General features: G+C 72.2%; 10 protein-coding genes and 1 pseudogene. 2 read left to right on the forward strand and 9 right to left on the reverse strand.

The window, feature by feature from the left end:
- Positions 1-20 precede the first annotated feature (20 nt).
- Both IW245_RS27075 and IW245_RS27080 read right to left on the reverse strand, forming a co-directional pair.
- Entirely contained in the window at positions 21-2,384 is a 2,364-nt protein-coding gene (locus IW245_RS27075; RefSeq protein ID WP_197005976.1) for a sodium-translocating pyrophosphatase, read from the reverse strand.
- Positions 2,385-2,814: 430 nt separating this feature from the next.
- Positions 2,815-3,606, reverse strand: a complete 792-nt coding sequence (locus IW245_RS27080; protein WP_197005977.1) for an alpha/beta fold hydrolase — start codon at positions 3,604-3,606, stop codon at positions 2,815-2,817.
- Positions 3,607-3,716: 110 nt separating this feature from the next.
- Between IW245_RS27080 and IW245_RS27085 the strand changes: the two genes are divergently transcribed.
- Entirely contained in the window at positions 3,717-6,155 is a 2,439-nt protein-coding gene (locus IW245_RS27085; RefSeq protein ID WP_197005978.1) for a choice-of-anchor D domain-containing protein, read from the forward strand.
- 21 nt (positions 6,156-6,176) lie between these two features.
- On the opposite strand, the gene IW245_RS27090 is transcribed toward IW245_RS27085, so the two are convergent.
- Both IW245_RS27090 and IW245_RS27095 read right to left on the reverse strand, forming a co-directional pair.
- The gene (locus IW245_RS27090) at positions 6,177-6,581 is read right to left on the reverse strand and encodes an ATP-binding protein (protein ID WP_197005979.1); all 405 of its coding nucleotides are present in this window, start codon (positions 6,579-6,581) and stop codon (positions 6,177-6,179) included.
- Between the two features lie 5 nt (positions 6,582-6,586).
- A complete protein-coding gene (locus tag IW245_RS27095; protein WP_197005980.1) occupies positions 6,587-6,928 on the reverse strand; it encodes an STAS domain-containing protein in 342 nt (113 codons plus the stop codon).
- A gap of 41 nt (positions 6,929-6,969) precedes the next feature.
- On the opposite strand from IW245_RS27095, the gene IW245_RS27100 reads away from it, so the two are divergent.
- Positions 6,970-9,564 (forward strand): DEAD/DEAH box helicase, encoded by a 2,595-nt coding sequence (locus tag IW245_RS27100; RefSeq protein WP_197005981.1) that lies wholly within the window; start codon positions 6,970-6,972, stop codon positions 9,562-9,564.
- 234 nt (positions 9,565-9,798) lie between these two features.
- Here IW245_RS27100 and IW245_RS27105 read toward each other — a convergent pair.
- The 5 genes and pseudogenes from IW245_RS27105 to IW245_RS27125 form a co-directional block, all read right to left on the reverse strand.
- Positions 9,799-10,170, reverse strand: a pseudogene (locus IW245_RS27105) (Rv3654c family TadE-like protein); the annotation flags it as partial.
- Positions 10,167-10,535, reverse strand: coding sequence for a TadE family type IV pilus minor pilin (locus tag IW245_RS27110; RefSeq protein WP_197005982.1), 369 nt, complete (start codon positions 10,533-10,535; stop codon positions 10,167-10,169). The pseudogene IW245_RS27105 and the gene IW245_RS27110, both read right to left, overlap by 4 nt.
- Positions 10,532-10,711: a DUF4244 domain-containing protein gene (locus IW245_RS27115; protein WP_197005983.1), complete on the reverse strand. Its 180-nt coding sequence runs from the start codon at positions 10,709-10,711 to the stop codon at positions 10,532-10,534. Before IW245_RS27115 ends, IW245_RS27110 begins: the two co-directional genes overlap by 4 nt.
- Positions 10,712-10,722: 11 nt before the next feature.
- Complete coding sequence (locus tag IW245_RS27120) at positions 10,723-11,391, reverse strand: type II secretion system F family protein (protein WP_197005984.1); 669 nt, start codon at positions 11,389-11,391, stop codon at positions 10,723-10,725.
- Positions 11,378-11,713, reverse strand: a complete 336-nt coding sequence (locus IW245_RS27125) for a type II secretion system F family protein (protein ID WP_197005985.1) — start codon at positions 11,711-11,713, stop codon at positions 11,378-11,380. Before IW245_RS27125 ends, IW245_RS27120 begins: the two co-directional genes overlap by 14 nt.
- Positions 11,714-12,466 lie beyond the last annotated feature (753 nt).

Consider the following 12,466-nt stretch of genomic DNA (forward strand, 5'->3'; position numbering starts at 1 on the left):
GGCCCTCCTCGAGCAGGGTGTTACGCGTTCACCTTCTCGTGCGCCTCGCTGCCGTTCGTCTCCTCGGCGGCGTCCACGGCGTTCGGACGCCGCTTGCTGATCAGCACCGCGACGAAGATGACAGCGGCCGCCGCGGCGGCGATCGCGATCCGGACCCCGGTGTTCATGTCGTTGCCCAGGGTGAACAGCACGATCGCCGGAGCGATCAGCAGCGCCACCAGGTTCATGACCTTGATCAGCGGGTTGATGGCCGGGCCGGCGGTGTCCTTGAACGGGTCACCGACCGTGTCACCGATGATGGTCGCCTCGTGCGCCGGCGAACCCTTGCCGCCGTACGCGCCGTCCTCGACCATCTTCTTCGCGTTGTCCCACGCGCCACCGGAGTTGGCCAGGAACACCGCCATCAGGGTGCCGGTGGCGATCGCGCCGGCCAGGTACGCGCCCAGCGCGCCCACGCCCAGTCCGAAGCCCACGGCCACCGGGGCCATCACGGCCAGCAGACCGGGGGTGATCAGCTCGCGCTGCGCGTCCCGGGTGCAGATGTCGACGACCTTGCCGTACTCCGGACGCTGGGTGCCGTCCATGATGCCGGGGAAGTCGCGGAACTGGCGACGCACCTCGAACACCACGGCCATCGCCGAGCGGGACACGGCGTTGATCGCGAGCCCGGAGAACAGGAACACGACGGCCGCGCCGACGATCAGGCCGACCAGGTTGCGCGGGTCGGACACGTTGAGCGTCTTGAGGATGTACTCGTCGAGCTTCGCGGCGGTGCTCACCGCGTCGGCGCCGGACTTCTCCAGCGCGGTCCGCATGATCGCGGTGAACGCGCCGAACAGCGCGGTCGCGGCCAGCACGGCCGTGGCGATCGCGATGCCCTTGGTGATCGCCTTGGTGGTGTTGCCCACCGCGTCGAGGTCGGTCAGGGTGCGGGCACCCTTCTCGTCGATATCACCTGACATCTCGGCGATGCCCTGCGCGTTGTCGGAGATCGGGCCGAACGTGTCCATGGCTACGATCACGCCGACCGTGGTCAGCAGACCACAACCGGCCAGCGCCACCGCGAACAGCGACAGCAGCAGCACGCCACCGCCGAGCAGGTACGCGCCGAACACGGCCGCGCCGATCACGATCGCGGTGTACACGGCCGACTCGAGGCCGACGGAGATGCCGGCGAGCACGACGGTGGCCGGGCCGGTCAGCGCCGCCTTGCCGATGTCGCGGACGGGCTTGCGCGAGGTCTCCGTGAAGTACCCGGTGAGGGCCTGGATGATCGCGGCCAGCACGATGCCGATCACGACGGCGCCGATCGCGAACAGCCGCGGGTCGCCGGAGTGCGCCAGGATGTCGGCGTCCTTGGTGGCCAGGCCACTGAAGCTCGACGGCAGGTACGCGTAGGCCGCCGCGCCGCAGAGCACGGCGGCGATGGCCGCGGAGATGTAGAACGCGCGGTTGATCGCGGTCATGCCGCTCTTGTCGCTCTTGCGGAGCCGGGTGATGAACACGCCGACGATCGCGGTGAGCACGCCGAGGGCCGGCACGATCAGCGGGAACACCAGGCCCTGGTTGCCGAAGGTCGCGCTGCCCAGGATCAGGGCGGCGACCAGCGTCACGGCGTACGACTCGAACAGGTCGGCCGCCATGCCGGCGCAGTCGCCGACGTTGTCGCCCACGTTGTCGGCGATGGTCGCGGCGTTGCGCGGGTCGTCCTCCGGGATGCCCTTCTCGATCTTGCCCACGAGGTCCGCGCCGACGTCGGCGGCCTTCGTGAAGATGCCGCCGCCGACCCGCATGAACATCGCGAGCAGCGCGGCGCCGAAGCCGAAGCCCTCCAGCACGGTGGGGGCGTCGCCCTTGTACAGCAGCACGACCAGCGCCGCGCCGAACAGGCCGAGGCCCACGGTGAGGAAGCCGACGACGCCACCGGTGCGGAACGCGATCTGCATCGCGGTCTCCCGGCCGCCCTCAGCGACCCGGGCGGCAGCCGCCACCCGCAGGTTCGCCCGGGTGGCCAGCGACATGCCGGCCCAGCCGATGAAGCCGCTGAACAGCGCGCCGACGATGAAGAACGCCGACCGGCCGAACCGGATCGAGTTGCCGCCATCGGCCGGCAGCAGCCACAGCAGGCCCACCGCGATGACGACCAGAACGGCCAGCGCCTTGAACTGCCGGTTCAGGTACGCGCTCGCGCCCTCCTGGACCGCTCCGGCGATATCTTGCATCTTCTGGGTGCCCTTGTCGGTGGCGAGCACCGCCTTGACGAGACCCGCCGCGAAGCCGAGCGCGAGAAGCGCGATGGCCGCGGCGATGATCACGTAGGTGGTGTTCGAACCAGTCAGGGCCGCCCCGTTCTCGCCGCCGATGGCGAGAAGTACTGCGGACATCCGTCCTCCTGATAACGAGCGCCCAGCTAACGGCTTCAGGAAGCGGTCGGGCCGCTCCGTGGCCCGCCGAGGGCGGCGTGCTCCACATGTGGAGTAGCGATCCCCGTCGGCCCTGGCGGGTCGACGCCGACGTGTCACAGCGCGCGAACGCTGCGACACGACCCGCGTACTCTAGCCCGAGATCGTGGGCGGAGTCACACCTGGCTCCACCTCTTTTTGAAAGACTTTCGTCTCTATGCTATGGATCTTGGCCGCCGGAGCGAGGGAGAGCGGTCTCCGCAGGTCACCGGGGTCTGCCGCAGGCGCAAGCCGGGGCGCAAAAGCCGCGTAGTGACATGCGCCACCCTCGATAGCCGGGCGCGCCCAATCCAAGATCAATTTTTGGTACGGCGGTTCCCGACCCGGCGCGCACCGGCTCTCGTAGTGCACTTTATCCAGAGATAGCCCATAAGTCCGTGAGCAGCGCGTTCGTCGTGTCCGGTTGCTCGCGCTGCACCTCGTGCGCCGCCCCGGCGACCCGGACGAGCCGACCGCCGATCCGGTCGGCCACCACCTCGCCGACCAGCTTCATCACGACGCCCATCCCGGGCCAGTACCCCGGAACGTCGACGTCCCAGGCCCCCGTCACGACCAGCTTCGGGAACGCCGCCCCGGCGAGCGGCTCCGTCGGGATGTCCGCCAGCCAGCACGGCCGCTCGTGCAACGCGGTGTGCGCCGCCCGCAGCAGCCAGTCCGCCGGCCCCGGCCGGGGCCGGTCACCGAACACGACCTCCAGGTACTCCTCAGCCGTCGCCCGCCGCGCGCCCGCCATGGACTCCCTGCCCGCCGCGATGGCCGCGGCGACCACCGGCCGGTCGGCCGCCACCTGGTGCGCCGCCGGCTCGATCAGGGCCAGCGACCGGACCAGGTCGGGACGGCGGGCGGCGGCCAACAGGGCGACCACCCCGCCGTAGGAGTGCCCGACCAGGTGCGCGCCCTCGCCGAGCAGGGTGACGACGTCCTCGGCGTCCACGTCGTGGTCGCTGGTGTGGGCGCCGCCCTCCAGGTCCGGGCTCGCCCCGAATCCGCGCCGGTCGGGGACGAGCAGCCGCCGGTACCGGGAAAGGGGTCTCTGGTCCTGAAACGCCAGCGTGCCCCAGTTGAGGGTGCCGTGCACGAACACCACCGGGGTCGCGTCCGACGCACCCTGGTCCCAGACGGTGATGTGCAAGGGAAGCGGCATGCACCCGACCATAACGCCGTTATCGGCATTGCCCCGGTGCGGCGGCATGACTAGCCTTCGCTATTGACGTCCGCCTCTGTCGAATCTCACGGGGAGTTTCCTTGCGGCTCATGCGCGCCGTTCTGCTGTCCGCCGTCACCCTGACCGCCGCTGTCGTGGTCGCACCGGTCCCGGCAAATGCGGCCACACTGCCACCGGCCCCCTACGACGCCCTGATCCTCGACGGCGGGGCTGGCGGCTCCCTGCTCCAGGGCACCCTCGCCTTCGACCGGAACAACGCGGCGATCGCCGGACGGTCCTGGGAGAACGACAGGTTCTACGTCACCTTCAACAACCCCGACCACGTGTGGCAGGCCATCCTCCAGCCGCCAGCGGGCACCACCTGGGTCGCGGGCACCAGCTACGTGGTGCAGAAGGACCAGAACAACCCCGCCTACGCGACGGCCCTGGTCGAGGGCGACGGGCGGGGCTGTGACCAGCGCGTACCCGGCTCCCTGCTGGTCAAGGAGGTGGTCCGCGACGCGGCGAACCAGGTCAGCGGGTTCGCGGCCTCGTTCTCCCTGCCCTGCGACGCACAGCCCGACGCGTTGACGGGCGAACTCCGGTGGAGGTCCACCGTCGGCTACGCCGGAGCGAACGCCGACGTCACCGGGCTCACGTTCGGACCGCAGGCCCTCGGCGAGCCCGGCACGAGCAGGACCGTCACGTACACCGCCGCGGGCAGTGAGCCCACCCGGTTCGGCACCCCGACCCTCGGCGGGGCCAGCCCGGCGGCGTTCGCCGTCACCGGCGGCACCTGCGCCAACAAGACACTGACCTACGGCCAGACGTGCACGGTGACCGTGACCCCGTCCCCCATGAGGCTCGGCGAGCAGTCGGCCCAGCTGCTGCTGCCCGACAACGCCGTCGGCGGCCGGAAGGTCGTCCCGCTGACCGTCGACGGGGTGGACCCGAGGATCCTCACGCTCAGCACGAGCGCACTCACCTTCGGCCGCCAGGACATCGGCCGGACCGGAGCGCCCCGGACGCTCACGGTGACCTCCTCCGGCATCCATGCGGTCACCTTCGGGACGGCGTCGATCGCCGGTCAGTGGCCGGACGCGTTCTCGATCTCGGCGGACGACTGTTCGGGCCGGACCCTGGCCCCCGGGCACAGCTGCACGGTCGACGTCGTGCCGAACCCGCACTCGGTCGGCGACCGGACGGCGCTGCTCCAGCTGCCGAACAACAGCGTGACCGACCCCGCCACCGTGTCGTTGTCCGTCAACGCCGTCGTGGGCGCCACCGGCACCTACCACCCACGGACCCCGACCCGGATCCTCGACACCCGGTCCGGCACCGGCGCACCCGCCGCCAAGGTCGGCCCGGACGGCACGATCACCCTCCAGGTGACCGGCACCAACCAGATCCCCGCGACCGGCGTGGGCGCCGTCGTCCTGAACGTCACGGTGACCGAACCGACCGTGGACAGCTTCGTGACGGTGTACCCGTCGGACGTGCCCCGGCCCAACACCTCCTCGCTCAACGTCGTCCGGGGCTGGACCGGAGCCAACTCCGTGACCGTCGCCGTCGGAGGGGACGGCAGGATCAAGCTGTACAACCTGGCCGGCCAGACCCACCTCATCGCGGACATCGTCGGCTTCTACGCCAAGAACAACGACATCCTGGACTACGGGTACCGCAACGGCGGCCAACTGCTCCCGGTCCAACCGCAGCGCCTGTTCGACAGCCGCTCCGACTGGGGCGCCAAGCTCGCCTCCGACCACTACCTGCGCCTCCCCGTCAGCTACGGCACCGCCATCGACCCGCACATCCGTGCCCTCGCGGTCAACATCACGGCGACCGAACCCGACGGCCCGGGCTTCCTGACCGCGTGGGACGGCGTTATCGGGACCGGCCTGCCGGACGCCTCGACGCTCAACTACACCCGGGGCGCGAACGTGCCCAACATGGCCATCGTGCCCACCGCGCCCTGCGAACGGTGCGGCGCGTCGGAGGGCCTGCCGACCATCGGGGTCTACACGATGACCACCACCCACGTGATCGTGGACATCGTCGGCATCTTCGACGACGGAACACTGCCGGGCGGCCTGCTGTTCAGCCCGATCACCCCGACCCGGGTCGCCGACTCCCGGATCGGCCAGGGCACGCCGACCGCGATCCCCTCAGGCGGCACCGCGACGATCGCCACCCCGCCGGCGCTGCTCGCCAACGGAACGAAGGCGCTGGCGCTCAACGTGACCGCCGTCGCCCCTACCGCGCAGACATACCTGACCGTGTGGCCGAACGGCATCGCCCGGCCGGGGGTGAGCAACCTCAACCCGTACCTCGGCCAGATCATCCCGAATGCCGCGATCACCCGGATCGGCGCGCAGAACTCGTTCAACGTCTTCAACTTCACTGGTACGACGCACCTCGTCGTCGACGCCGTCGGCACCTACTACGACAATCCGGCGACCCTGAGAGTGGGAGCCACGGCGCTGCGCGGTGGGGTGCGGGAGCCCGTCTCGGGGCTCACGCTCGTCCGGCACGGCGCGATCGGAAGCTGAGCCGCGCCGGTGGCGGTGTGGTCAGCGGTGGTTCGCCGTCGGCCACCACAGGGAGATCGTGCTGCCGATCCCGTCGGCACCGGGCGTCACCTTGAGCACGTCCGCCGACTCGGCCAACAGCGCGATCCCGGCCTCGGCGACCACGGTCTCCTCCGGGTCGTCCGGATTGCCCGGATCGGCCGGCGCGTAGTCCAGGACCCGGACCTCGAAGCCGGCGTCGTCCACCAGCTCCAACAGGACCATGTCGGGAAGGCTGCCCCGCCGGTGCCGGGCGACCGCCCGCGCGCAGGCCTCACCCACCGCGAGCTTCAGCTCCTCGAGCCGGTCCACGGCGACGCCCGCGCGCCGGCCGCAGGCGACCGCCACCAGGCGCGCCGTACGCACGTGCGCCGGCGACGGTGAGAAACGCAGCCGAACCGTCGGCATCCCGGTTACCGCGCTCCAGCCAGCGCGTCGGCCACCGATGGATAGAGCTCGAACACCCGCTCGAGCCCGGTGATCCGGAAGATCTTCAGCAGCCGGGGCTGGTCACAGACGAGCACGAAGGTCCCATCGCTGGCCCGGGCCCGTTTCAGGCCTCCCACCAGCACACCGAGCCCCGTCGAGTCCAGGAACTCCACCATCTCCAGATCCACCACGATGTGGCGGGCCCCGCCGTCGGCGAGCTCGACCAGCCGCTCCCGCAGGCTCGGTGCGGTGTACACGTCGATCTCCCCGCCAACCCTCAACAGGGTGCGGTCCGCGACAGCCTCGGTTTCGAGCGACAGCTCCATGGGTGAATCTAACCACCTCCGGGATGTGTCAGAGTGCATGAGTGACGGCGATTGACGTATTGGCCAGCCTGGTGCGCGGACGCACCGGTCTGGTCACCCACGTCGAGCGGGTGCCAGCCAGGAGCGGACGCCCAGCTCAGTGGCCCGATTTCGTACCAGAAGATGTGCTCTCCGCCCTGGCCGACCGGGGTATCGAGCGGCCCTGGGCGCACCAGGCCGAAGCCGCCACGGCCGCCTGGGAGGGCAGGCATGTCGTGATCGCGACAGGAACGGCGTCCGGCAAGAGCCTCGCCTACCAGTTGCCCGTCGTGTCCCGGCTGCTCGCCACCAACGCCACGGCGCTGTACCTGTCGCCCACCAAGGCGCTCGCCGCCGACCAGCTGCGCTCCCTGACCGGCTTCGACGTCTCCGCCGCCGTGTACGACGGGGACACCCCCCGCGCCGAACGCGACTGGCTCCGCCGGCACGGCCGACTCCTGCTCACCAATCCGGACATGCTGCACCACGGGATGCTGCCGCAGCACGCCCGGTGGGCCGGGTTCCTGCGCCGGCTGCAGTACGTCGTGATCGACGAGTGCCACACGTACCGGGGCGTGTTCGGCTCGCACGTCGCACACGTGATCCGCCGGCTCCGGCGGCTGTGCGCCCGGTACGGCACCTCACCGACGTTCGTGCTGGCCTCTGCAACGGTCAGCGATCCGGCGGCGTCGGCGTCCCGGTTGACCGGGTTGCCGGTGGTCGCGGTGACGGATGACGCCTCGCCCCGGGCGGGGGTGACGTTCGCGTTGTGGGAGCCGCCGTTGCTGCCGGTGCTCAGGAGAGGGCACGGGGCAATTGATCCGTGGGAGGCCGCGTCTCCGGACCGGCCGGCCAGCGGCGTCGTGGGCAGCGCCGTCGGGGTCGGCGGGGTCGGCCTCGGCGGGGAAGGCTCCCTGTCGCTGGCCGGGGCTCAGACCGGCGCTGTCACCGTGCATGGTGTTGTGGCGGGCCACGCGTCCGCCTCCGGGGCCGGCCACGTCACGGTGACGCCCCGGGTGCCCGCCGAGGACGGGGAACTCTGGAGCCCCGGCCCCAGCGACGACCACCCCGAGGAGCTGTGGGCCGTCGAGCCACCCGAGCACCACGATGACTCCCCCACCTACGAGGCCCCGGCTGTCGGGGAACACGGCGCGCCGGTCCGCAAGACGGCGCTCCGCGAAACCGCCTCCCTCCTCGCGGACCTCGTCGCCGCCGGAGTGCGCACCCTCGCGTTCGTCCGGTCCCGACGCGGGGCCGAGCTGGTCGCGACCATGGCCAAGCGCGGACTCCGCGACGCGGAACTGGACTTCCTCACCGACCAGGTGGCCGCCTACCGGGCCGGCTACCTGCGCGAGGAGCGCCGCGCCCTCGAGAAGGCGCTCCGCTCCGGCGAACTCGTCGGGCTCGCGGCCACCAACGCCCTCGAACTCGGGGTGGACATCGCCGGGCTCGACGCGGTGCTGCTCACCGGGTACCCGGGCACCCTCGCCTCCCTCTGGCAGCAGGCCGGCCGGGCCGGGCGCTCGGGGCAGGAGGCCCTGTGCGTACTGGTCGCCCGCGACGACCCGCTGGACACCTACCTCGTGCACCACCCCGACGCCCTGTTCCGCCGGCCGGTGGAGGCGACGGTGCTGGACCCGGGCAACCCGTACGTCCTGGGCCCGCACCTGTGCTGCGCCGCCGCCGAGTTGCCCCTGACCGCCGAGGACCTGCCGCTGTTCGGCGCGAGCGAGGAGCTGCTCGACGGGCTGTTGCGCCGCCGCCCCACCGGGTGGTACTGGACAGGGCACCGGCGGCCCACCGTCGACCTGCGGGGCACGGGCGGCGAACCCGTGGCCGTGATCGAGACGGGCACCGGTCGCCTGCTCGGCACGATCGACGCCGGCTCGGCACACTCCCAGGTGCACCCCGGCGCCGTGTACCTGCACCAGGGCTCCTCCTACGTCGTCGACGAGCTCGACCTCGACGACGGCGCGGCGCTGGTCCGGGCGGAGGAGCCGGACTGGAGCACCCACGCCAGAGACGTCACCGAACTGCGCATCATCTCCACACAGGCCACGATCGACGCCGGCCCGGTACGGCTCAGCCTCGGCGAGGTCGACGTGACCAGCCAGGTCGTCGCGTACCAGCGCCGGCGGCTGAGCAGCGGGGAGGTCATCGACGAACGGCCCCTGGACCTGCCGGAGCGGCAGTTGAGGACCGTCGCCGTCTGGTACACGATCACGGGCGACCCCGTCGCCGGCATCGAGCCCGCGGACCTGCCCGGCGCCCTGCACGCCGCCGAGCACGCGGCGATCGGCCTGCTGCCCCTGATCGCCACCTGCGACCGGTGGGACATCGGCGGGCTGTCCACCGCCCGCCACCAGGACACCGACCTGCCCACCGTGTTCGTCTACGACGGCCACCAGGGCGGGGCCGGCTTCGCCGAGCGGGCGTACGCCGCCGCGACCGACTGGCTGACCGCCACGCGGCAGGCGATCGCCGCGTGCGAGTGCCCGGCCGGGTGCCCGTCGTGCGTCCAGTCCCCGAAGTGCGGCAACGGCAACGATCCCCTGTCCAAACCGGGCGCCGTCCGGGTGCTCGACGCGGTGCTCGCCGCCCTCGCCACAGTCGCCTGACCGCACACGACACCGCCCAGCGAGGGCGTGCCGTGCTCGGGATCCGCCGCCGTTCTCATTCCTGTCCCGCGGCGGGCGGCCATCGCGGGCCGGCCTTCGCGGCTTCCACCATCGCTGCGTGAGCCATCGAGTCCCGGCCCCACCCATCGCATCGCGGAACACGTCCTCGTGACTTCCGTTCTCGCGGAGCGAATCCTCCTGGTCGCCGTCGTCGTCTCCGAGCGGGCCGGCGCGGGCTGTCGCACGGGCCGAGCCCCGGCGGACGATCGACGCTGGGACCACCTCGGCGGTGACGACCAGGTCCAACCCGTCCAGGGCGCACCCGACGAGCCGCGCGCCGTTCGCGGCGACGATCGCCTCGGCCGCCGAGCAGGCCGGCCCGGCCCCCTCGATCGCGTACCGGGCCCCGGCGAGCGCCCCGAGATCGGCCGCTGCTCCGGCCCGGTGCCGGGCGACCACCGCCGCACCGACGGCTGCGGCGAAGGACGACAGCAGCACGAGCAGACAGCCGATCCCCAGCATGATCAGCGAGGCCGAACCGCGCTCGCGGCCCCCGGCTCCACCGAACCGGTCGCGGAGCCGTTTTCGAGGCGGCCGGGCGGTCACCGGGTCTCGCCCGGTTCGAGGGCAGCGACCGCCTCGGCGCTGACCGTGACCCCGGGCAGGCGCCGGCCGAGCGGGCGGACGACGAGGACGACCCTGGCCCTTACCGATTCCGCACTCCGCGTCACGGTGATCGACGCCCCGGGCGCTGCCCGACGACCGGCTTCCACCCCGCCGGAGCCCCTGGCCTGAGCCCGCGCGGCCTCCCGGGCTGCGTCCACGCACCGCACCTGGCCAAGCACCGCCAATACCGCCGTCAAGCCCCCGAGCAGCAACAGGACCACGACCGGCAGGCACGCAGCCAGCTCGACGGTCGCGGAACCCCGGTCGCCGGCCAGCCGGGAACGCCCGCGCGCGAGCCACCTCATCGGAGCGCCCTTTCGATCAGGGCATTCAACGCGGTCTGTACTCCACCCGATGTCACCACCTTCAACAACAGGCCCGCGAACGCCACGGCCGCTATGGTCCCGACGGCGTATTCCGCAGTGGTCATTCCGTCGTCGCCTCGAAATCGACCGATTACCCGGCGAATTAGTGCCCTCATGTCATTTCCTTTCATCGGAGAAACTGACCAAAAATCGTGAAAACCACGGGGGCGAGGCCCGCGAGTACGAATGCCGGCAGGAAGCACAGCCCGAGCGGCAGCACAATGAACACTCCGACCCGCTGGACGGCCGCCGTGGATGCCGCGTTCCGCTCGACCCGGAGTTCGAGCGCGAGGCGTTCGAGGCCGACGGCGAACGCCCCGCCGCTCTCGCTGCTGCGCACCGCGGCGGCCGCGATCCGCGCCCCCGGCACGGTGTCCGCGAGCCGCGCCCAGGCGTCGGCCGGCACCCGCCCCGACCGCAGGTCCGCGGCGGCCCGGGTGAGCCGGTCGCCCAGGGGACCGCCGAGGACGGCTCCGACAGCCCCGGCCGCGCTGGACGGCGGTGCCCCGGACCTGAGCACCGTGCTCAACAGGTCCGCGGCGAAGGGCGCGTCGGCCAGCATCCGTAGCCGGATCCGCCGGCTGGCCGCCGGCTCGAGCCCCGCCACGGTCCGCGCGGCCACCGCCCCGACCGGCACCCCCACGGCCAGCCCGACCCAACCGCCGACGAGCAGCGCGGTCACCGCGCCGGCCGCGAGCCCCGCCGCGACCCGGGCGGCCACCGGTACGGTCGACGCCTCGACCCCGGGCGGGCAGATCCGGCGGAGCCTGTCACGGGCCGCGTTACGCCGAAGCATGGCGCACCAGCCTGTCCGCCCAGGTCAGGCCGAGCAGTTGGAGCAGCAGGGCGAGCACGGCGCACACCGCGCCGAACCGGGTGTGCAGCAGCACGGCCAGGGGGTCGCCGCCGATCGCGTACCCGAGGGCCAGGCCCATGGCGGGCAGCGCTGTGAGGATGGCCATCGTGGCGCGGGCGCCGGCCAGTTGCGCCGCGGTCCCGGCCCGGCGGGACTGCTCCTCGCGGAGATCCAGCACCACCAGGTCGAGAGTGTCGGCAAGTGGCGCGCCGGTACGCTCCGCGAGCCGCCACGCCGCCAGCAGCCGGCCTTCCGCCGTCACCGACCCCAGCGCCGGCAGGGATCGCCCCAGGCCGTCGGGCGGTCGCCCGGCACCCCTCCCCGGTCGTGACCGCGCCCCGGGCCAGCGGGAACCCGCCCGGGCACGCCACCGACGCCGTTGGATTGCCCCGGCCTGCCGCCCTGAAGGCATGTCCACGACTGACGGGTGATCCGACCGGTGCCGACCGGTGCCTGACCCTCGATCCGACGTGCCCACGACCGGCGAAAGTTCCGGCCGGCGCGCGGACTCGCCGCTCGACGGCTTGCCCACGACCGGGGAAGGATCTGACATGCCGGATGAATCCGGGGCGTGGATGTCCGGCTGGGCCAACCGGGCCCTGACGGCTTCCAGCCCTCGAGTCAGCGGCAGACCCGCCCGTAGGTCGGCGGCGAGGCCGACCACAGCGTCGAGCGCGCGGCTCTGGCGCCTCACCTCCGCCCGGCTCACAGCCCGCTGCAGGAGCGCCCTGGCCGCCACTGCCGTGTACCCCCCGGCGAGAAGTGCCGCGACAGGGCCAGCGAACAGCCCAGCCGCGATTCCGGCGATGAAGCCACCAGCCGCCGCCTGTCCGATGCGCAGACGCGGGGTCCGCGCAGGACGCACCAGCCGCCGGAGCCGACCCGTCAACTCGCGCCGCCAACCCGAAGCCCCTGTCTGACGGGGCGTGCTCACCGGTCACCCGCCCGATGCCCCAGGTCACCGGCGCGCCGATCGAACTCCTGGGTCCGACCAGGTCCTTTGATGCCGTGAAGC

The organism is Longispora fulva (assembly GCF_015751905.1).
Taxonomy (GTDB): Bacteria; Actinomycetota; Actinomycetes; order Mycobacteriales; family Micromonosporaceae; genus Longispora; species Longispora fulva.